This is a genomic window from Billgrantia sp. NRB1 (assembly GCF_056921725.1).
Window position 1 is genome coordinate 3501441 of sequence record NZ_CM167783.1, and the last position, 18862, is coordinate 3520302.

General features: G+C 68.7%; 21 protein-coding genes and 1 tRNA gene. 5 read left to right on the plus strand and 17 right to left on the minus strand.

Annotation, left to right across the window (positions count from 1 at the left end; all coding sequences use genetic code 11):
• Positions 1–141: 141 nt before the first annotated feature.
• The 5 genes from astB to ACZIYR_RS15905 are packed head-to-tail and all read right to left on the minus strand — an operon-like array spanning position 142 to position 6362.
• Entirely contained in the window at positions 142–1512 is a 1371-nt protein-coding gene (gene astB / locus ACZIYR_RS15885; RefSeq protein WP_483527373.1) for an N-succinylarginine dihydrolase, read from the minus strand.
• Positions 1509–2978 (minus strand): succinylglutamate-semialdehyde dehydrogenase, encoded by a 1470-nt coding sequence (astD, locus tag ACZIYR_RS15890; protein WP_483527374.1) that lies wholly within the window; start codon positions 2976–2978, stop codon positions 1509–1511. Before astD ends, astB begins: the two co-directional genes overlap by 4 nt.
• Positions 2978–4024 carry an arginine N-succinyltransferase gene (gene astA, locus ACZIYR_RS15895; RefSeq protein ID WP_483527375.1) on the minus strand — a complete coding sequence of 349 codons (1047 nt, stop codon included), beginning with the start codon at positions 4022–4024 and terminating at the stop codon, positions 2978–2980. The genes astD and astA overlap by 1 nt, the downstream gene beginning before the upstream one ends.
• Positions 4024–5097 (minus strand): arginine N-succinyltransferase, encoded by a 1074-nt coding sequence (locus tag ACZIYR_RS15900; RefSeq protein ID WP_473034751.1) that lies wholly within the window; start codon positions 5095–5097, stop codon positions 4024–4026. The genes astA and ACZIYR_RS15900 overlap by 1 nt, the downstream gene beginning before the upstream one ends.
• 50 nt (positions 5098–5147) lie before the next feature.
• Positions 5148–6362: an aspartate aminotransferase family protein gene (locus ACZIYR_RS15905; protein WP_483527376.1), complete on the minus strand. Its 1215-nt coding sequence runs from the start codon at positions 6360–6362 to the stop codon at positions 5148–5150.
• Between the two features lie 205 nt (positions 6363–6567).
• On the opposite strand from ACZIYR_RS15905, the gene ACZIYR_RS15910 reads away from it, so the two are divergent.
• The gene (locus ACZIYR_RS15910) at positions 6568–7194 is read left to right on the plus strand and encodes a class I SAM-dependent methyltransferase (protein WP_483527377.1); all 627 of its coding nucleotides are present in this window, start codon (positions 6568–6570) and stop codon (positions 7192–7194) included.
• Positions 7195–7218: 24 nt separating this feature from the next.
• Here ACZIYR_RS15910 and ACZIYR_RS15915 read toward each other — a convergent pair whose 3' ends face one another.
• The 3 genes from ACZIYR_RS15915 to fabV form a co-directional block, all read right to left on the minus strand.
• Positions 7219–8196, minus strand: coding sequence for a GlxA family transcriptional regulator (locus ACZIYR_RS15915; RefSeq protein ID WP_483527378.1), 978 nt, complete (start codon positions 8194–8196; stop codon positions 7219–7221).
• A gap of 149 nt (positions 8197–8345) precedes the next feature.
• On the minus strand, positions 8346–8546 hold the full coding sequence (locus ACZIYR_RS15920; protein WP_483527379.1) for a hypothetical protein: 201 nt from the start codon (positions 8544–8546) through the stop codon (positions 8346–8348).
• A 212-nt stretch (positions 8547–8758) separates the two neighbouring features.
• Positions 8759–9955, minus strand: coding sequence for an enoyl-ACP reductase FabV (gene fabV, locus ACZIYR_RS15925; protein ID WP_483527380.1), 1197 nt, complete (start codon positions 9953–9955; stop codon positions 8759–8761).
• Positions 9956–10137: 182 nt separating this feature from the next.
• Here fabV and ACZIYR_RS15930 point away from each other — a divergent pair, with 182 nt between their 5' ends.
• The gene (locus ACZIYR_RS15930) at positions 10138–10527 is read left to right on the plus strand and encodes a DUF7079 family protein (RefSeq protein WP_483527381.1); all 390 of its coding nucleotides are present in this window, start codon (positions 10138–10140) and stop codon (positions 10525–10527) included.
• A gap of 2 nt (positions 10528–10529) precedes the next feature.
• On the opposite strand, the gene ACZIYR_RS15935 is transcribed toward ACZIYR_RS15930, so the two are convergent.
• Together ACZIYR_RS15935 and ACZIYR_RS15940 are read right to left on the minus strand one after the other, a co-directional pair.
• Complete coding sequence (locus tag ACZIYR_RS15935; RefSeq protein ID WP_483527382.1) at positions 10530–11015, minus strand: glutathione peroxidase; 486 nt, start codon at positions 11013–11015, stop codon at positions 10530–10532.
• A gap of 79 nt (positions 11016–11094) precedes the next feature.
• Positions 11095–11643: an NUDIX hydrolase gene (locus ACZIYR_RS15940; protein ID WP_483527383.1), complete on the minus strand. Its 549-nt coding sequence runs from the start codon at positions 11641–11643 to the stop codon at positions 11095–11097.
• A 125-nt stretch (positions 11644–11768) separates the two neighbouring features.
• On the opposite strand from ACZIYR_RS15940, the gene ACZIYR_RS15945 reads away from it, so the two are divergent.
• Positions 11769–13421 (plus strand): isovaleryl-CoA dehydrogenase, encoded by a 1653-nt coding sequence (locus tag ACZIYR_RS15945; RefSeq protein WP_483527384.1) that lies wholly within the window; start codon positions 11769–11771, stop codon positions 13419–13421.
• Here the strand turns inward: ACZIYR_RS15945 and ACZIYR_RS15950 are convergent.
• The 4 genes from ACZIYR_RS15950 to ACZIYR_RS15965 form a co-directional block, all read right to left on the minus strand.
• Complete coding sequence (locus ACZIYR_RS15950) at positions 13361–14590, minus strand: EAL domain-containing response regulator (protein WP_483527385.1); 1230 nt, start codon at positions 14588–14590, stop codon at positions 13361–13363. The two genes, ACZIYR_RS15945 and ACZIYR_RS15950, sit on opposite strands and share 61 nt — an antisense overlap.
• A 96-nt stretch (positions 14591–14686) precedes the next feature.
• The gene (locus ACZIYR_RS15955) at positions 14687–15304 is read right to left on the minus strand and encodes a LysE family translocator (RefSeq protein WP_483527386.1); all 618 of its coding nucleotides are present in this window, start codon (positions 15302–15304) and stop codon (positions 14687–14689) included.
• 46 nt (positions 15305–15350) lie between these two features.
• Positions 15351–15764 (minus strand): nucleoside diphosphate kinase regulator, encoded by a 414-nt coding sequence (rnk, locus tag ACZIYR_RS15960; RefSeq protein ID WP_473034758.1) that lies wholly within the window; start codon positions 15762–15764, stop codon positions 15351–15353.
• Positions 15765–15910: 146 nt separating this feature from the next.
• The gene (locus ACZIYR_RS15965; RefSeq protein ID WP_473034759.1) at positions 15911–16093 is read right to left on the minus strand and encodes a hypothetical protein; all 183 of its coding nucleotides are present in this window, start codon (positions 16091–16093) and stop codon (positions 15911–15913) included.
• Positions 16094–16489: 396 nt separating this feature from the next.
• On the opposite strand from ACZIYR_RS15965, the gene ACZIYR_RS15970 reads away from it, so the two are divergent.
• Positions 16490–16768, plus strand: coding sequence for a hypothetical protein (locus ACZIYR_RS15970; RefSeq protein ID WP_473034761.1), 279 nt, complete (start codon positions 16490–16492; stop codon positions 16766–16768).
• A gap of 112 nt (positions 16769–16880) precedes the next feature.
• Here the strand turns inward: ACZIYR_RS15970 and ACZIYR_RS15975 are convergent, their stop codons facing one another.
• The 3 genes from ACZIYR_RS15975 to ACZIYR_RS15985 all read right to left on the minus strand — a co-directional run bounded on the left by ACZIYR_RS15975 (position 16881) and on the right by ACZIYR_RS15985 (position 17705).
• Positions 16881–17186, minus strand: a complete 306-nt coding sequence (locus ACZIYR_RS15975) for an addiction module antidote protein (RefSeq protein WP_473034762.1) — start codon at positions 17184–17186, stop codon at positions 16881–16883.
• Entirely contained in the window at positions 17183–17515 is a 333-nt protein-coding gene (locus tag ACZIYR_RS15980) for a type II toxin-antitoxin system RelE/ParE family toxin (RefSeq protein ID WP_483527387.1), read from the minus strand. The genes ACZIYR_RS15975 and ACZIYR_RS15980 overlap by 4 nt, the downstream gene beginning before the upstream one ends.
• 103 nt (positions 17516–17618) lie before the next feature.
• Positions 17619–17705: transfer RNA gene (locus tag ACZIYR_RS15985), tRNA-Leu, on the minus strand.
• Positions 17706–17821: 116 nt separating this feature from the next.
• Between ACZIYR_RS15985 and queA the strand changes: the two genes are divergently transcribed.
• Positions 17822–18862, plus strand: coding sequence for a tRNA preQ1(34) S-adenosylmethionine ribosyltransferase-isomerase QueA (gene queA / locus ACZIYR_RS15990; protein WP_473034766.1), 1041 nt, complete (start codon positions 17822–17824; stop codon positions 18860–18862).

Sequence of the window (18862 nt, forward strand, 5' to 3'; positions counted from 1 at the left end):
GGCGTCTGCGCTCAGCCGCTCAATGCGGGCTGCTTCGGTCATGCCGGGGCTCCTGAAACCATCCTTAGCGGTGAGGCTCCACCATAATCGTTAAAGCCCCGGCTCGCCAGCAGACGGGCCGGGGCTCAGGGGGCTGCCCCTTCACCCCCGCTGGAACGGATACACCGAGCCGATCTGCAGAATGCGAGTGAGCTCGTCCAGGGCGCTGAGCGACTCCACGGCCAGCTGCGGGTCGGCGAGATCCGCGGGCGCCAGCCGGTCGCGGTAGTGGCGCTCGACCCAGGCGGTGAGCTCGCCGTAGAGGGCATCGTCGAGCAGTACCCGGCCGGCGAGCGCGGCGCGTTCCGCCGCCGAGAGCACCACCCGCAGGCGCAGGCAGGCGGGGCCCCCGCCGTTGCGCATGCTCTGCTTGACGTCCTTGACCACCACCTCGCCGATGGGATTGGGGCCCGCCAGCAGCAGGTCCTGAAGAGTGCGCCACACCGCTTCGTTCTCCTGGCACTCGCCGGGCACCACCAGGGTCATGGTGCCATCGGGGTTGGAGAGCAGCTGGGAGTTGAACAGATACGAGCCCACGGCGTCGGCGAGGCTCACCGCCTCGGTGGGCACCCGCACCGGGATCAGTGGCGTGGCCAGCTTGGCGCGCAGTTCGTCGAGGGTGGCCTGCTCGTCGAGGAAGGCCATCTCGTGGTAGAGCAGGACCGGCCCGTTGCCCACCGCGATGACGTCGTTGTGGAACACGCCGGCGTCGATCGCCTCGGGATGCTGCTGGGCGAATACCGTCTGCGATTCGGTCAGGCCGTGCTGGCGGGCCACCGCCTGGCTCGCCTCCAGGGTCTGGCGGGCCGGGAAGCGCCGGGGAGCCACCCCCGGCTCGCTGCCCCAGCCGAAAGCCTGGCGGCCATAGACGTAGAGGTGCACGCCGGGCTCGCCGTGATCGCCGGCCAGGCGCGTATGATTGGCCGCCCCCTCGTCGGAGAACGCCGGGGTGGCGGGCAGCACCGGATGGTGGGCGAAACGGGCCTCGTCGCGAAAGATCGCCGCCAGCACCCGGCCGGTGGTGGCGGGCTCAAGGAAGCGGTGGAAGCTCGACTGCAGGTTAGCCGGCGTGAAGTGCACCCGGCCGTCCGCGGCGTCGGCGCTGGGGGTCACGGTGGCGGCATTGGCTGTCCACATGCTGGAAGCGGAGCAGACCGCCCGCAGCAGCTGGGGCGCCTCCCCCGCCGCCCGGGCCAGCACCTCGGCGTCGCTGCCGGCAAAACCCAGCGCACGCAAGGCCCCCAGGTCGGGGCGCTGCTGGGGCGGCAGCACGCCCTGGGCGTAGCCGGCGTCCTTTAGCGCCTTCATCTTGGCCAGCCCCTGCAGCGCCGCCTCGCGGGGGTTGGCCACCAGCCCCTCGTGGGTCATGGAGGCAACGTTGCCCAGCGCCAGGCCCGAGTAGTTGTGGGTCGGCCCCACCAGGCCGTCGAAGTTGACTTCCCGGTAGTCCGCTTGGCGGTCGTCGATGCTCACAGGCTCACCCCCGGCGGCAGTTGATCGGGCAGGTGGAGGTCCTCGCTCTCCATGGAGGCCACCGGATAGGCACAGTAGTCGGCCGCATAGTAGGCGCTCGGGCGGTGGTTGCCGCTGTCCCCCACGCCGCCGAAGGGGGCATCGCCGGAGGCGCCGGTGGTCTGGCGATTCCAGTTAGTGATCCCGGCGCGGATGCGCAGCAGGAAATCGTCCCAGTCGGCGCGCTCGCCGCCGATCAGGCCGGCGGAGAGACCGTAGCGGGTGTCGTTGGCCAGGGCGATCGCCTCGTCCCAGTCGCGGTAGCGATACACCTTGAGCAGCGGGCCGAAGTGCTCCTCGTCGGGCACCGGCAGGCCGGTGACGTCAATCAGCGCCGGCGACAGCAGGCTGGTGCCCTCGCGCAGCCGCTCCATGCGCGAGAGCACCGTGCCGCCCAGCGCCTCGAGATCATCCTGGGCCTTGAGCAGGCCGTCGGCGGCTCCGGGGCTAACCAGGCCGGCGTAGAAGGGCGCCGGCTCGTCGAACTGGCCGGCCACCCGCAGCCGGGCCATGGCATCACTCAAGGCATCGAGCAGATGATCGCCCACCTGCCCCTCCGGCACGATCAGCCGCCGCGCGCAGGTGCAGCGCTGCCCACCGGAGAGGAAGGCCGACTGCAGGATGGTCAGCACGGCGGCATCCTGGTCGGGCACGTCCTTGATCACCAGAGGATTGTTGCCGCCCAGCTCCAGCGCCAGGATCTTGTCCAGCTGACCGGCGAACTGGCGATGCAGCAGCCCCCCCACCTTGGCACTGCCGGTGAACAGCAGGCCGTCGATGTCGGGATGGGCCGAGAGCGCCTGGCCCACCGGTGCGCCGCCCTGCACCAGGTTGATCACCCCCGCCGGCAGGCCCGCCTCCTGCCAGCAGGCCAGGGCCTGGTCGGCGGTCAGCGGGGTCTGCTCGCTGGGCTTGAAGACCACCGTGTTGCCGGCCAGCAGCGCCGGCACCATGTGGCCGTTGGGCAAATGGCCGGGGAAGTTGTAGGGGCCGAACACCGCCATCACCCCGTGGGGACGGTGGCGCAGCACAGCGCGGGCATCGCCCAGGTCGCGCTCCCGCATGCCGGTACGCTCCTGGTAGGCGCGCACCGAGATGGCCACCTTGCCGATCATGGCGCCCACCTCGGTGCGTGCCTCCCACAGCGGCTTGCCGGTCTCGCCGGCAATGGCCCGGGCCAGGTCCTCGCGGTGGGATTCCAGCACCTCGCGGAACCGCTCCACTAGCGCCTGGCGCTCGGCGAAGGGGGTGCGCGCCCAGGCCGGGAAGGCGGCCCGGGCCGCAGCCACCGCCGCGCCTACCTGGGCATCGGAGGCCGCTGCCCCCTGCCACAGGGTCTCACCGGAGACCGGGTCGCGCTTGGTGAAGCCTTCCGCCTCGCCCCCCTGCCAGGCGTCCCCGATCAATAGCTGCTGCGTGGCGTTCATCAAGGTGTCTCCTCGGTATCCAGGACGCGCAGGGCATCGCCGGCGGCGACGCCGAGCCGCTCTGCCTCCTGCGCGTTGAGCGTGATGATGTCGTCTTGGTCGGGGCCGGCGGCGACCCAGGCGGCGCGGAAGTCCGCCATGCCGGTGGTGGCCGCCAGCCACCGCGGGCGCTGTGCCGGGACTTCATCGGCCGGCTTGATCTCAACCCGGCAGCGGCGCGACCGGCGCACGGCGCGAACGTCGTCGATGTAGGCTTCCACCGTGGGGCCGCCGTCGAAGATGTCGATGAAGCCTTCCCAGCGCAGCCCCTCCTTCTTGAGCATGGCCAGGGCCGGGCGGGTATGCTCGTGAACCTGGCCGATGCAGGCCCGCGCGGCGTCGGAGAGGAAGGGCGTGTAGATCGGGAACTTGGGCATCAGCTCGCCGATAAAGCTCTTCTGGCCCAGCCCCGTGAGGCGGTCCGCCTCGTCGAAGTCCAGCGGGAAGAAGTGGCTGCCCAGGCACTCCCAGAAGGGGCTCTTGCCGCGCTCGTCGAACACCCCGCGCATCTCCGCCAGCACCTTGTCGGGGAAGCGGTCGCGGAACTCGGCCATGAACAGCCAGCGCATCATCGACAGCAGGGCACCGTTGCGCTGATGGCGACGGTCGGCACCGCGATACTGTGGGCGCAGAAACAGCGAGGCCACCTCGGCATCGCCGGTATGGTCCGAGCTCAGGAAGAGCGTATCGATGGTGCGGTGCAGGTCGAGCTGCACCGAGGAGTGGGCCAGGGTACCCAGCCGGTAGTGGTAGAAGGGCACCTCGCGTCCCACCTGCCCCTCGATGGCGCAGCAGCCGGCCAGCTCGCCGCTGGCTTCGTCCTCCAGCACGAAGAAGTAGTTGCGCCGGTCCACCGGCGTGCGCTCCTCGAAGGCGGCGACCGCCGAGGCGATCTTGGCCGCCAGGAACTCGCGATTGTCGGGCAGCGAGGTGAAGCCCACGCCGGTCTCCCGGGCCAGGGCCTGCAGCTCCGCCAGGTCGCCCTCGGCGATCGGTCGAATACGCATCACAGCTCCCCCTCGTCGAATCCGGGCTCGTCGTCGTCGCTGCCGGGCAGGGCCAGGGGAGCGGCGAGCACCGCCCGCCCCTCCTCCACGCCCAGCAGATCGGCATGGGCCGGCGAGAGCATCAGCTGGCCGGTGGGCGACAGCGCATAGCGCGCCACCACACAGCGGAAGTCGCCTAGGCGCTGGTTAGCCACCATGGCGGGCTCGGCGTCGGGCAGCAAATGTGCCGGGCGCACCCGCACCGGGTGCCAGGCGGCACGGCGGAAGCTGGCCAGCCGCTCGCGCTCGCCCTTGATCACCGGCCCGGCATCGAAGATGTCGACGTGGCGCGAGCGCAGGAATCCCTCGGCCAGCATCTCGGCCATGGCGACCTCGTGGTCGGGGTGCTCGCGGCCGATGGCGGCGCGCGCCTGGGGGGTGAGCAGCGCCAGGTAGAGCGGGAACTGCGGCATCACCTCGGCGATGAAGCTCTTCGAGCGCACCCCGGCCAGGTAGTTGATCTCATGGTAGTCGCGCACGAAGAAATGGCACCCCACGCTGTTCCAGAACGGCGACTCGCCGGCCTCGTCCAGGTAGCCGGGAAAGGCCATCGCCAGGATGTCGGCGAAGCGCTCCGGGTACTGGGCGATGAACATTAGCCGGGCCCGGCGCAGCAGGCTCTCGGCGCTGGTGCCGCGGTAGCGCGGGTCCAGGGACAGGGCGCACAGCAGGGTCGCCTCGGAGACCTCGTGGGAGAGCGCCAGGGTCTGCACCTCGCGGCGCACGTTGAGCTGCTGGGAGGCGTGGATCAGGGTCTCCTGGCGATAGGTGTAGTAGGCCTCGCTGGCGCCGGCCTCGGCACGAATGGTGGCGGTGCCTGCCACCTCGCCGCGCTCCAGATCCTCGAGCACGAAGGTGTAGTGCTCGTCGCCGGGGAAGTCCACCTCACGGGCGAACGCCTGCCGCGAGCGGGCGATGCGCTCCTCGAGGCGGTCGCGATGGGCCGGCAGGTTGGTCAGGCGCGGCGTGGCGCAGCCCGCCAGCCGCTCCAGGGCCGGCAGGTCGGCCGGCCGCACGGGGCGTACCACCATCATGGCTGGATCTCCGAGTCGTGGGTCGACGTCTTGCGGGGCATGCCCGGACCTCACTGGCCGGCCACCAGCCTCGCCACGGCGCGCTCGAGCCGCGCCATGCCCTCGCTGATATCCGCCTCGGGAATCACCAGCGAGGGGGCCATGCGCAGCACGTTGGGGCCGGCGATCAGCGCCATCAGTCCCTCCTCGATGGCCAGCGGCAGGATATCCTTGGCGCGCCCCTCGTACTCGGGCGCCATCTGGGCACCGATCAGCAGCCCCATACCGCGAATCTCCTGAAAGACGCCGTGCTGGCGGTTGATGGCCTCCAGGTGTTCGCGAAACAGATCGTGGCGACGCTTGACGCCGGCCAGCACCTCCGGGGTGTCAATATGCTCGACGGCGGCCAGGGCCACCGCGGAGGCCAGGGCATTGCCCCCATAGGTGGAGCCGTGGGTGCCGATGGCCATGGAGGGAGCGATGCGGTCGGTGGTCAGCATGGCGCCCACCGGGAAACCGCCGCCCAGCGACTTGGCGCTGGTCAGAATATCCGGCGTGACGCCGTACTCCATGTAGGCGAACAGGCTGCCGGTTCGGCCGGCGCCGGTCTGCACCTCGTCGAAGATCAACAGGGCATCGTGGGCATCGCACAGGTCGCGCAGCCCCTGCAGGAACTCGGGCGTGGCCGGCACGATGCCGCCCTCCCCCTGCATCGGCTCGACCATTACCGCGCAGGTGTCGTCATCGATCAGATTGCGCACGCTGTCCAGGTCGTTGAATTCGCCGTGGACGATGCCGCCGGGCACCGGCCCGAAGCCCTGGGAGTACTTGGGCTGGCCGCCGACGCTGACGGTGAAAAAGGTACGGCCGTGGAACGACTGCGAGAAGGAGACGATGCGGTGCTTGTGCTCGCCGGCAGTATCGTGGGCCCAGCGACGCGCCAGCTTGAGCGCCGCCTCATTGGCTTCGCCGCCCGAGGAGCAGAGATATACCTTGTCGGCAAAGGTGCGCTCCACCAGGCTGCGCGCCAGCGCCAGGGCCGGCTCGTTGGTGTAGACGTTGGAGAGGTGCCAGAGCTTGCCCGCCTGCTGGGTGAGCGCCTCGACCAGCACCGGGTGGCAGTGACCCAGGGAGTTCACCGCGATACCACCGGCGAAGTCGATGTACTCGCGCCCCTGCTGGTCCCACAGGCGGCTGCCTTCACCGCGCACCGGGATGGCGGCCTGGGGGGCGTAGTTGGGCACCATGTACTGATCGAAATCGGCGCGGGTCGGGGTCTGGCTCATGTCGGTCTCCCTCCATCGAGAAATAGGCAAGCGAAGTATCACCCGAGTATAGGGAGCGCGCCTCGCGCTGGCTTTCAGCAATGGGACCCCGACTTGTGAAAAAGGCTGTGACCGCAGGGTGTCATCACCGCCGGTCAGGATCGTGTAGCGGATCAGTGTTAAGTCCCACAGGCTGCTAGACTGTTGGTCTGGCAAGGAGCGAGCCATGTTCAATACCACCCGCTGGAATCGAATCCGCTACGGCCTCTACTCGCCGATCTACGATGCGGTGGCCGATCGCGCCTTTCGCAAGGCACGCCAGGTGTCCCTGGAGCAGGTGGACTGGCAACCCGGCATGCGCGTGCTGCTGGTCGGCGCCGGCACCGGGCTGGACTTGCCCTGGCTGCCGCGGGACGTGGAGCTGCATGCCACCGACCTGTCGCCGGCCATGGTCAAGCGCCTGGAAGCCCGTGCCGAGCACCTGGGCATTGACGCGCTCTGTCGCGTGATGGACGCCGAGGCGCTGGACTACCCTGACGGCAGCTTCGACGCGGTGATCATGCACCTGATCCTGGCGGTGATGCCCCACCCCGAGCGGGGCCTGGCCGAGGCCCACCGCGTCCTGAACACAGACGGCCAGCTGTGCGTGATGGACAAGTTCCAGGCCGATGAGTCCCCTGCCCGGGTGACGCGCCGAGCGCTCAACGTCCTGACCTCGGCGCTGGCCACCGATATCACCCGCCAGGCCCGCCCCCTGCTGGAAGCCGCCGGTTTCACCGTCACCCTCGACCGGCCGGTGCTGATGGGGTCGCTGTTTCGCACCCTGCTAGCCCACAAGGCAGCCGACACCTGAGCGGCGACAGACCCGCCATGGCGCTCAGCCCAGCCGCTCCTCGCGCGGGGTCACTCCGAAGTGGTTGCGGTAGGCGGTGGAGAAGTGGGCCGGCGAGGAGAAGCCGGTCTTCAGGGCGATCTCCCCGGCGGGCAGCTCGCTCTCGCGCAGGAGCCGACGCGCCTCCTGCAGGCGCAGGTCGAGGTAGTAGCGGCCGGGCACCGCCTGCAGATACTTCTTGAACAGCCGCTCCAGTTGGCGTCGCGAGATCCCCAGGTGCTCGGCCAGCTCATGGGTGGTCAGCGGCTCCTCGATGTTGGCCTCCATCAGCTGTACCGCATCCACCAGCTGCGCCGGGGCATGGCCCAGGCGGGTACGCAGCGGCACCTGCTGGGGCTCGTCGGCCATGCGAATGCGCTCCAGCACGAAGTGCTCGGAGACCCGCTCGGCCAGCTCGCTGCCGTGATGGGCGGCGATCAGGGTCATCATCATGTCCATCGCCGCCGTGCCACCGCCGCAGGTGAGGCGGTCACGGTCGATCTCGAACAGCTGCTGGGTGAGTCGCACCCGCGGGAAGGCGCGGGTGAAGGCGGCGAAACGCTGCCACGGCAGGGTGGCACGGTAGCCGTCCAGCACGCCGGCGCGGGCCAGCAACTCGGTCCCCCCACCGACCCCCACCAGCACCACGCCGCTGCGCCCCAGCCGGCGCAGGCAGGCCAGGGGCAGCGACTCGACGGCAGCAGGCAGCGGGCTCGGGGCGCATACGATCAGCATCTCCAGCTCATCCGGCACGCTCTCGACGGGTTGGCCGGCGGCGAGGCTTAGCTCGGCCAGGCTCGGCACCTCACGGCCGTCGGCGCTGAAGGCCTGCACCCGGTAGAGGCGACAGCCGGCCAGCTGGTTGGCCACCATCAGCGGTTCCAGCGCACAGGCCTGGGCGAGCAGCGAGAAGCCGGGCAGGGTGAGAACGCCGACCCGACGGGTCGGCGATGTCGCGGATTGCGGGATGGGGGTATCGGGCATGGAACGCAGCGCCGTGAGCCGAATCGAGGCTGTGATCTTACTCGATTGGCACGGGCCGCGCCGAACATCGGCTGGCAACGCAGCGATTATCGGGCCGCTCGCTCAACGCGAACGGCCCTTACCGATCGCCGGGCCGGCGGGTGGGGGCCTCAGGGCCAGACCAGCGTGAAGATCAGAATCGCCCCGGCGATCAGCGCCGCCACCAGCAGCACCCAGTGCAGGTTCTGGGGCGACTGCTTGGCCTCCGGCTGATCCTCGTCCGGCTCCGGGTTGTCGAAATCCTCCGGCTCCCTCACTTCCTTGAGGTGCTGGCGCTCCTCTTCCAAGGTCTTGCTTTCCCTGGTGTCCATCGCAGCTCTCCATCGGCTTGGGGAAACACTGCACAAATGCCTGCGCGAGCGAATCGCTGCGTTGCGCGGTGCGCGGAATCCTCACATATACCCCATATGCTCCGGTTCCTGTGCGCCGGGCGCCTTGCGCTTCATCTCGCTCGGCGATTTGTTCAGCGCTTCCTTGGGGTGTGTGCCCGGCCCATCGGGTACGGGACCTCGATTCGCCGGGACTATACCGTCACGACATCGAAGCTCACGTCCGGGTTCACATCGGCATTGTAATCGACGTCGTCGCGCTCGAACCCGAACAGCTTCAAGAACTCGTGCTTGTAACCAGCATAGTCGGTGATCTCGAAAAGGTTCTCGGTCGTCACCTTGGGCCACAGCGCCTTGCACGCCTGCTGGACGTCGTCGCGCAGCTCCCAGTCGTCCAAACGCAGCCGGCCCGCCTCGTCGATCTTGCAGTCGCTGCCGTAGAGGCATTCGCCAAACAAGCGGTTGAGCTGGTCGATGGTGCCCTCGTGCAGGCCCTGTTCCTTCATCACCTTGTAGACCATGGCGATATAGAGCGGCATGACCGGAATGGCGGCGCTGGCCTGGGTCACCACCGACTTGAGCACCGCCACGTTGGCGCCACCCCCGCTGGCCTTGAGCCGGGCATCGATCTCGCCGGCGGCGCGGTCGAGATCCTCCTTGGCCTTGCCCAGGGCGCCATGCCAGTAAATCGGCCAGGTAATCTCGGTGCCGATATAGCTGAAGGCGACGCTGCGGGCGCCGGGGGCCAGCACGCCGGCGCGATCGAGGGCCTCGATCCACAGCTCCCAGTCTTCGCCGCCCATCACCGCCTTGGTGTCTTCGATCTCCTGCTCGGTGGCGGGCTCGACCTCGGCCTCGATGATGGTGTCCTTGTTGGTGTCGATGGCGGTGGCGCGATAGGTCTCGCCGATCGGCTTGAGGCTGGAGCGCTTGAGCTCGCCCGAGTCGGGCAGCTTGCGCACCGGCGAGGCCAGCGAATAGACCACCAGGTCGACCTGCCCCAGGTCCTGCTGGATCAGCTCGATGGCTTTCTCGCGCACCTCGTGGGAGAAGGCGTCGCCGTTGATCGAGCGGCTGTAGAGCCCCTCGGACTTGGCGAAGCGGTCGAAGGCGGCGCTGTTGTACCAGCCGGCGGTGCCGGGTTTCTTCTCGCTGCCGGGCTTCTCGAAGAAGACCCCCAGGGTGTCGGCGCCGTAGCCGAAGGCGGCGGTGATACGCGCCGCCAGGCCATAGCCGCTGGAGGCGCCGATGACCAGTACCTTCTTGGGGCCCTGCTGGGCGTTCAGGCCGCGGGCGCGAGTCGCCTCGATCTGCTCGAGCACGTTCTTCTCGCAGCCGACGGGATGGGTAGTGGTGCAAATGAAACCGCGAACCTTGGGTTTGATGATCACGACAGACCTCGTTGTTGATGGCGGGCGCCCCGCAGGCGCCGCCCGAGCGAGTAAAGTAGGCTATGGCGATATTCTAGCGGCCGCCACCCGTCCTGTCCGCCCCTGTCCTGCCCCGCTCTTGAGCCGCGCCGCCGAGTGGGGCAGGATGCCTTTCCCGGGTAACGCGCAGGCAGGAGACGACGATGGATGCGCAGACGCTGGTCGATGAGCGCGGCGAGCTGTGGCTGGCGCTGGCCCCGCTGTGGCTAGACCGCGAACCGAGCGAGCGCGATTTCGCGCGGATGGTGGAGGTGATCGAGCACCACGACCTGACCCTGAACGAGCTGGAGTGGGTCTTTCGCATCGAGCTGGCGCCGGTGCTGGCGCGCAACCAGATGTCCATGGCAGGCGAATGGCGAGAGTTCGACGACTACAAGCTGATGCAGCGGCTGGTGGCCCACAACCTGCGGCTCAAGGGCTGGCGACGCATGAGCTGGTCGCTGTTCTCGGGGCTGACCACCATGATGACACGCCACCGCTGGAACGAGCTCATGCTGCGGGTGATGATCGCCCGGGGCGAAACGCCCCACTGAGTTCAATGTTCATCCAGAGCCCGCTCCAGGGCCAGCTCCAGGGCCTCACCGTTCTCCCCCGGTGAGAAGCGCTGCAGCACGCGCCCGTCGCGCGCCACCAGAAACTTGGTGAAGTTCCACTTGATTACCGTGGTGCCCAGCACCCCCGGCGCTGCGCGCTTGAGCTCCACGAACAGCGGATGCGCGCCGCGCCCATTGACCTTGACCTTCTGCATCAGCGGGAAGGTCACGCCGTACTCCCGTGAGCAGTGGACGCAGAAATCCAGCGCCGACTCCGGTGCCTGGCGGGCGAACTGGTTGCAGGGAAAGCCGAGCACCGTGAAGCCCCGCTCGCGATGGCGACGATAGAGCCGCTCCAGGTCGCGCAGCTGGGAGGAGAAGCCGCAGCGGCTGGCCACATTGACGATCAACAGCACCTGCCCCTGCAGGGCTGCCAGATTGAACGGTTCGCCGCTGTAGGTGCGGCATTCATGGTCATGAATGGACATGGTTTGCCTGCCTTGGAGTCACCTATCACGATGCCACGTCGTCTGCGGCGGCGCCAGCCCGCCGCGGCCGCCGGCGGCGTCATGCCGGCGCGTTAAGCCAGCCTTCCCGCACCAGCGCCTCCACCGCCTGGCGGGTATCCGGGGTGACCTGGGCCATCGTCAGCGCCTCGCCCAGGGGGACCCAGAAGGCCTCGGCGACCTCGTCGGCCTGCAGGGTCAGGGGGCCATCGTAGTCGACGACGAAGGCGCTGCCGAAGATATGGTTGCCGCCCTGGGCATGCACGAACTGCAGCGCATAGCGCAGCGGCACTCCGCGGATCCCCAGCTCCTCGGCCAGCTCACGGCGAGCCGCCACGTGCACCGCCTCCCCGGCACCGACCACGCCACCGGCGGCGAGGTCGAGGGCGCCGGGAAACACCTCCTTGGTCAGGGTGCGGCGCTGCACGCAGAGCTCGCCGCGGGCATTGCACACCACCACATAGGTCGCGCGATGCCAGAACCGGAAGCGGCGCATCAGCGCCCGCGGAGCGCTGCCGCAGGGGCGGTTGCGGGCATCCACCAGCTGGATGGACTCGTCGGCAATGCGCGGCGCCGGCAGCGCCTGGTCGAGGGGGGCGGGGACCGTCACGGCTCTCTCCACAGCAAGTCTGCCCCCAGCCTACCCAGCCCTCGCCACCGCGTCACGCGCATCGTCACGTTGACCGCCGCGGGCACAATGACCATGCTGCGAACAGGCCCCCGAGGAGCGCTGCCATGACCGACCGGGCACCCCGCACGCGGCTGGCAACCCACGAGGTGAACAACCAGCCCGCACCGCCGGGCGAACGCGACCGGCTTACCGGCGACATCCCGCTGCGCGAGGCGCTGGCGCGGGAGGCGCCTGCCTGGGTTGTCGAGCGCCTGGCCCCGCTGGGCCGCGAGGTCGGCAGCCCCCGGGTCGCCGCCCTGGGCGAAGCCGCCAACCACCATCCGCCGGAGCTGCGGCTGTTCGACCGCCACGGCCGGCGGCTGGACGAGGTGAGCTACCATCCGGCCTACCATTCGCTGATGGCGCTGGCGCTGGAAAACGGCTGGCATGCCGTGGCCTGGGAGGAGGAGGGACGCGGCGGCCACCAGGCCCATGTGGCGGCCCTCTACCTGCTGACCCAGGCCGAGCCGGGTGTCTGCTGCCCGGTCACCATGACCCATGCCGCCATGCCGGTGCTGCGCCGCGACCCGGAGGTCGAGGCGCGTTGGACGCCGGGCCTGCTGGCCCACGCCTATGACCCGCGCACCCTGCCGGCGTCGGAGAAGCACGGCCTGACCCTGGGCATGGCAATGACCGAGAAGCAGGGCGGCAGTGACGTGCGCCGCAACACCACCCGTGCCGAGCCGGCGGGCGAGGCGTGGCGACTCACCGGTCACAAGTGGTTCTGCAGCGCCCCCATGTCCGACGCCTTCCTGACCCTGGCCCAGACCGAAGGCGGGCTGGGCTGCTTCCTGGTGCCGCGCTTCACCCCGGACGGCGAGCGCAACGCCATCGAACTGCAGCGGCTCAAGGAGAAATGCGGCAACCGCGCCAACGCCTCTGCCGAGATCGAGTACCGCGGCGCCTGGGCGACGCTTATCGGCGAGCCCGACCGCGGCGTAGCCACCATCCTCGACATGGTCCAGCAGACCCGGCTGGACGCCGCCACGGCGCCGGTGGGCATGATGCGCCAGGCGCTGACCGAGGCCTGGCACCACGCCCGGGGGCGCCACGCCTTCGGCCGAGCGCTGGCCGAGCAGCCCTTGATGCGCGCGGTGATCGCCGACCTGGCGCTGGAGGTGGAGGCAGGCACCGCCCTGGTGCTGCGCGCCGCCCGGGCCTTCGACGGCGCCGCCCGGGGCGATGATCGGGAAGCGGCGCTGGCCCGGCTGCTGCCGGCGCTGGCCAAGTACTGGCACAACAAGCGCGGCCCGGGCTTCATGGCCGAGGCCATGGAGTGTCTCGGCGGCATCGGCTACGTGGAGGAGACACCGCTGGCGCGGCTCTACCGGGAGGCGCCGGTGAACTCGATCTGGGAGGGCTCGGGCAACGTGATCTGCCTCGACGTGCTGCGGGTCCTGGCGCGCCATCCGGCCTCGCTGCAGGCCCTGCACGACGAGCTCGCCGCCGCCCACGGCCAGCAGCCCGACTTCGACCTCGCCTTGGCCGGGCTCGAGCGCGAACTGGGGCGCTCCGCCGAGGCCCTGGAGCCCCGCGCCCGCTGGCTCACCCAGCGTCTGGCCCAGTGCCTGCAGGCCTCGCTGCTGCTGCGCCATGCCCCCAGCGAGGTGGCCATGACCTTCTGTCGCACCCGGCTCGGCGTCGAGGCGGCCCCGGTCTACGGCGTGCTGCCAGGCGATGCGCCGCTAGCGGCGATCCTGGCGCGTATCGGCGACTGAGCCAGCGCCAGGCCGGGAATCGCCTCGGCGGGCACCGGCCGCGACAGGCCGAAGCCCTGCACATGGGTGCAGCCGAAGCGAGCCAGCAGGCCTAGGCACTCCAACTCCTCGACGCCTTCGGCGACCACCCGGATCCCCAGGCGACGCCCCAGCAGCGCCACCGCTTCGACGATGGCGGCGTCCTGGGTGTCGTCCTGCAGGTGGCGCACGAAGCTGCGGTCGATCTTGAGCTCGCTGATCGGCAGCATCTGCAGCCGGGAGAGAGACGAGAAGCCGACACCGAAGTCATCCACCGACACCTCCAGCCCGGCCAGATGCAGCCGGGCGGCAATCTCCGATCCCAACAGCTCATCGTCCATGGCCGCCGTCTCGGTGATTTCGAGCACCACCGGCGGTGACGCTCCCGGGATCCGCTGACGGGTCCGGGCCAGCAGGTCCGGCGCCATCAGGTCATCGGCGGTGACATTGACCGATACCGACAGCGCCAGGCTCAGGCGCTGCCAGCATTCGGCATCGACCAGCGCCTGGTGCAGCACGTGGCGGGTCAGGCGCCGGCTCTGGCCGGGCGTGAGCATGGGCAGGAAGCTGGCCGGCCCGATCAGGCCGATCTCCGGGTGGACCCAGCGGACCAGCGCTTCAACGCCGCTGAGCCGCCCGCTGACCAGCTCGAACTGGGGCTGATAGTGGAGAGTCAGCTCGCCCTGCTCGAGGGCCCGCTCCAGCTCCTCGGCGGAGAAGAAGGGGGCGCTCTCGGGGACGATGGCCGGCTCCCGGCCGATGCGCAGCCCGCTCAGCCGCTGGCGCAGCTCGGCCAGACGCATGGGCTTGTCCAGCGAGCCCAGCATCTGCAACCCCAGGGTCTGCCCAACGCGCTCGGCGATGCGCGAGATCTTGCGCTCGACGCCACCGAGCAGCAGCACCCAGCCGGCATACTCCTGTTCAGCCAGCTTGCGCAGCAGAGCGATGCCGTCCGGGTCGCCGAACTCCAGCCCCATGATCACCAGCTCGGGCTGGCAGGCGGCCACCTCGTCGAGCAGCGACAGGGTTCGCCGACAGCAGCGGCTCTCCATGCCCAGCAGGTGAAGCTGCAGCGAGAGAATGGCAACCACGTCGGGGTCCTCATCGAGAACCAGCGCCAGGGTGCGCGGTGGATTTGGCTGATGGTGCATCGGCAGGGTGTCCGCTCAGGCAACAGCCTTGAGGCTAGCATCGCCGAGCCGCGAGCATCCCAGCGATGCGGCACTTGCTGTCAACGCAGCCGCCGGTCAGCCGATCGGGCCGAGCACCACCCGAAGGGCCAAGGCCAGCAGGATCACCCCGGTCAGGCGGTGAATCCAGTGGGCCCTGGCCTGCAGCCAGGGCAGCACGCGGGAGTGCGAGAGTGACACCGCCACCAGCACGTACCAGCCACCGTCGATGACCATGGCGGTGAGCACGATGATCGCCTTGGCGGCCAGGCTCATCTCCGGGGTGACGAACTGGCTGAGCAGGGCGATAAAGAAGAGGATCAGCTTGGGGTTGCCCAGCGCCACCAGCATGCCGTCGCGGGCCGCCTGGCCGCGAGTGGTGGCCAGGCCGCTGGCCTCCAGCGTGCCGCCCCGCCCGGCCCGCAGGGCCTGGATACCCAGCCAGGCCAGGTAGGCCGCCCCGCCCCAGGTAATCAGCTGAAACAGCAGCGGAAAGCGCACGATCAGCGCGCCCAGCCCCCACACGGTAAGCAGGGCATAGAACCCCACCCCCAGGGCATGGGAGAGCGCCGCCATCACCCCCGGGGCGCGCCCACCGCCAAGGGTATGGCGCAGCACCAGCGCCAGGCTGGGCCCGGGCGACATGGCCCCCATGGCGCAAACCGCTACCAGCGACATCCATAGCGTGAACGGCATCCTTGTCTCTCCTTGCAGGTGTCGAGCCTTCGGCGATCTTGGCGGCTCAGCGGTGGAACTGCCCCTCGCGCTCCGGCTGCCAGAGGATGGCATCGATGCGCAGCGTTGCCTCGCCGCCGCCCGGCAGCGGCCAGTCGATGGTATCGCCGATGCGCAGCCCGATCAGGCTGGCGCCGATCGGCGCCATCACCGAGAGGCCATCCTCGGTGTCGGCCAGGGCATGCGGGTAGACCAGGGTGCGGATCATCTGCCGGCCGCGGGTCAGGTCGGTAAACTGCACCTGGCTATTCATACTGACCACGTCCTCGGGGATATCCTCCGGGTCGATGACCTCGCCCCGCTCAAGCTCGACTTCCAGCAGGTCGGCCACGAAGCGATCCTTATCGCTCGCCGCGTCAATCAGGCGCTGCAGCCGCTCGGCATCGAGGCGGTTGATGATGATGGGGGGACGGGACGACATAGCACCTCCTCAGCCAGTCAACGCTGCCTAGACGCAACGCCGACCGTGCAACAAAAACAGTCCTTCGCCCGCAAGCGGGAGAAGGACTGTGGCTTTTGGCCATCATAAGCCCAAGCAGCGGCCCTGTCAGGCCCTATCGATGCTCCCTAACGAGGCGAGCGACGGGCGGTCACCAGCACCACCACGCCCAGCGCCGTCAGCGCTACCCCGACGAAGGCGACCGGGTTCCAGGCCTGCAGGCCGAACAGCGCCAGCGCCAGGCCCAGCCCGATCAGCACCGCGGCGAACCACTTCACCCCCATAGCGGACTCCTTGTTCCCGTGACTCATGGGTTATCCGACCCTTCCTGCTCGCTACCGAGCAGCGCCCCAGCGAAGGGGCCGGCTGCGGGACGTGCACCGTGCAACTCACTCCCGCCATGCCTGCTGCTCTCAGCTAAGCACAGCCCGAGGCACTCTGGCCATGAGGCGAGCACTTCCCTTCTCTTGACACAGCTTAGCGGCGTTCCAGGCGACGGTGTCGTGGTCTGGCGCTCAGGGAGTGGCAACAGATTAAAGAACAGCGTTTACAAACACCGTTTTTCTACTAGCCTGTCTAATAGGGGACAAGGAACCAGGCGGCGGGCTCTCGACGCCGCAGGCCCGGGCAGGAAGCCCGCACCATGAGAAAACAGCGTGCACCTGGCACGGCGGCCAGCAAGGCTCATTCGAGGAGGGACAGCCGCCATGAACATCACCTTTGCCAAGCCACTGCAGCCCCACTGGCAGCATGTTCACGCCGACTGGTGGCAGGATGATCAGGGCAACGACATTCATCGCGTCGAGGTCGATGACGATGCTCTCTACCACTGCCACCTGGCCGGCTCACCGCTACCTTGGGACGGCGTAGCCACGAGCCTGGACGGGGCCATGGCCATCTGCCATCGCGAGCCTGCGGCTGCGCGGCGGCGAAAATGCCAGCCCGTAAGGGAGGATGGCAGCGACCAGACGGTGGCCGAGGGCTGACGCGGGGTGCGCAGAAACACCAGCAGCCGCTCGTATCCCAATTCCTATCCCAATACTCGAAATGCGCTAGGGCGATACGGGATGCCACACCCTGCCACGCTTGCCGACCACCTCACGAAGCATGATGCGTCAGGTCGTGGAAGTGGATACCGGTCGCCTTGATGACGGCGGTCATGGTGCGCAAGGTGGGATTGCCCTTGGGAGAGAGCGCCCGGTACAGGCTCTCCCGTGAGACCTTGGCACGCTCGGCCACAGCAGCCATGCCACCCTGGGCTTCCACCACATGGCGTAGGGCCATCAGAAAGGCAGACTCTCCGCCCTCCTCGTCCAGCTCATCGAAGGCGGCGCGCAGGTAGTCAACGGCCATCGCCGGGTCATCGCGCAGCATCTCAATCACAGCATCGTCGTGGCTTTTCATCTCCGGGCTCTCCTTCGGTGGTCGGCCAGAAACGCCTTGGCCTGCTCGATGTCGGCCTGCTGGCGCTTCTTGGTGCCCCCGATCAACAACATCACCAGGCGCCTGCCCACCTTGGCGTAATACACCCGGTAGCCAGGGCCGTAGTCGATCCGCAGCTCCAGCACTCCATCACCCACGGACTTGGTGTCGCCGGCATTGCCAGCGGCCAAGCGGTTGAGGCGTGTCAGCACGCGCATGGCGGCCTGACGATCCTTGGCCTTGGTGGCGTCCAGCCAGGATTGGAAGGGGTCATGGCCATCAGCGGTGAGGTAGTGCGTCAGCTCCATCATCGAGAACATTGTAGCCTAAAAGCTACTAGGAAGAACGGGCACAGAGCCCAGTCATGATGGCAGGAAATGCGAGGTAAGGAAGGAGAAACAAGCTGCTGCTTGATGGTACCGGCGGTCGGACTCGAACCGACAAGGGCTTGCACCCGGCGGATTTTGAATCCGCTGCGTCTACCAATTCCGCCACGCCGGCAACGCGCGAAGCATTATACGTGGGCCCCGCAGGAGGTCAATCGCGGGCCTGACTTCGTCCGGGTGAACCGGTATCCTTAGCGGCTTGCCCAGAGCCACCGGATTCCGATACTGCCCATGCAGCGCGCCGATTTTCACTATGAACTGCCCGAGGCGCTGATCGCCCGCTACCCTTCCGAGCAGCGCAGCGACTGCCGCCTGCTGTGCGTGGAGGGCGCCAGCGGCGCGCTGGCCCATCGCCGCTTCCCCGACCTGCTGGAGCTGCTGGCCCCCGGCGACCTGCTGGTATTCAACGACACCCGGGTGATTCCCGCCCGCCTGCACGGCCACAAGGCCAGCGGCGGCAAGGTGGAGCTGCTGCTCGAGCGGCCGCTGGACGCCCATCGCGGCCTGGCACATCTACGCTCGAGCAAGTCACCCAAGCCGGGCACCGAGCTGGTCTTCGAGGGCGGCATCCGTGCCGTGGTGGAGGGGCGTCGCGAGGCGCTGTTCGAGCTACGTTTTCTCGGCGAAACGCCACTGATCGAGCTGCTGGAGCAGCACGGCCATATGCCGCTGCCGCCCTATATCGACCGCGAGGATGAGCTGGCCGACCGCGACCGCTATCAGACCGTCTACGCCCGCCGCGACGGCGCCGTGGCCGCCCCCACCGCCGGACTGCATTTCGATAAGCCGCTGCTGGCGGCGCTTGCCGAGAAAGGCGTGGCCAGCGCCTTCGTCACCCTGCACGTGGGCGCCGGTACCTTCCAGCCGGTGCGCGCCGAGGATATCCGCGAGCACCAGATGCACAGCGAATGGATCGAGGTCAGCGAGGCCGTCTGCGAGCAGGTGCGTGCGACACAGCGTCGCGGCAACCGCGTGGTGGCAGTGGGCACCACCAGCGTGCGCTGCCTGGAGAGCGCCTGCGCCAAGCGCACCAGCGGTGAGATTGCCCCCTACAGCGGCGAGACCGATATCTTCATCTACCCGGGCTACCAGTGGCGCTGCGTGGACGCCCTGATCACCAACTTCCACCTGCCGGAATCCACCCTGCTGATGCTGGTGGCCTCCTTCGCCGGGCATGAGACCACCATGGCGGCCTACCGCGAAGCCGTCGCCGAGCGCTATGCGTTTTTCAGCTACGGCGATGCGATGTACTTGACCCGCAAGACGCCCTGA

Excerpts from the sequence above, each read along its gene's own strand:
- astD (WP_483527374.1), bottom strand. The coding sequence starts at position 2,978 with ATGAACGCCACGCAGCAGCTATTGATCGGGGACGCCTGGCAGGGGGGC.
- astA (WP_483527375.1), bottom strand. The coding sequence starts at position 4,024 with ATGCGTATTCGACCGATCGCCGAGGGCGACCTGGCGGAGCTGCAGGCC.
- ACZIYR_RS15900 (WP_473034751.1), bottom strand. The coding sequence starts at position 5,097 with ATGATGGTGGTACGCCCCGTGCGGCCGGCCGACCTGCCGGCCCTGGAG.
- ACZIYR_RS15905 (WP_483527376.1), bottom strand. The coding sequence starts at position 6,362 with ATGAGCCAGACCCCGACCCGCGCCGATTTCGATCAGTACATGGTGCCC.
- ACZIYR_RS15910 (WP_483527377.1), top strand. The coding sequence starts at position 6,568 with ATGTTCAATACCACCCGCTGGAATCGAATCCGCTACGGCCTCTACTCG.
- ACZIYR_RS15915 (WP_483527378.1), bottom strand. The coding sequence starts at position 8,196 with ATGCCCGATACCCCCATCCCGCAATCCGCGACATCGCCGACCCGTCGG.
- ACZIYR_RS15920 (WP_483527379.1), bottom strand. The coding sequence starts at position 8,546 with ATGGACACCAGGGAAAGCAAGACCTTGGAAGAGGAGCGCCAGCACCTC.
- ACZIYR_RS15930 (WP_483527381.1), top strand. The coding sequence starts at position 10,138 with ATGGATGCGCAGACGCTGGTCGATGAGCGCGGCGAGCTGTGGCTGGCG.
- ACZIYR_RS15935 (WP_483527382.1), bottom strand. The coding sequence starts at position 11,015 with ATGTCCATTCATGACCATGAATGCCGCACCTACAGCGGCGAACCGTTC.
- ACZIYR_RS15945 (WP_483527384.1), top strand. The coding sequence starts at position 11,769 with ATGACCGACCGGGCACCCCGCACGCGGCTGGCAACCCACGAGGTGAAC.
- ACZIYR_RS15950 (WP_483527385.1), bottom strand. The coding sequence starts at position 14,590 with ATGCACCATCAGCCAAATCCACCGCGCACCCTGGCGCTGGTTCTCGAT.
- ACZIYR_RS15955 (WP_483527386.1), bottom strand. The coding sequence starts at position 15,304 with ATGCCGTTCACGCTATGGATGTCGCTGGTAGCGGTTTGCGCCATGGGG.
- rnk (WP_473034758.1), bottom strand. The coding sequence starts at position 15,764 with ATGTCGTCCCGTCCCCCCATCATCATCAACCGCCTCGATGCCGAGCGG.
- ACZIYR_RS15965 (WP_473034759.1), bottom strand. The coding sequence starts at position 16,093 with ATGAGTCACGGGAACAAGGAGTCCGCTATGGGGGTGAAGTGGTTCGCC.
- ACZIYR_RS15970 (WP_473034761.1), top strand. The coding sequence starts at position 16,490 with ATGAACATCACCTTTGCCAAGCCACTGCAGCCCCACTGGCAGCATGTT.
- ACZIYR_RS15975 (WP_473034762.1), bottom strand. The coding sequence starts at position 17,186 with ATGAAAAGCCACGACGATGCTGTGATTGAGATGCTGCGCGATGACCCG.
- ACZIYR_RS15980 (WP_483527387.1), bottom strand. The coding sequence starts at position 17,515 with ATGATGGAGCTGACGCACTACCTCACCGCTGATGGCCATGACCCCTTC.
- queA (WP_473034766.1), top strand. The coding sequence starts at position 17,822 with ATGCAGCGCGCCGATTTTCACTATGAACTGCCCGAGGCGCTGATCGCC.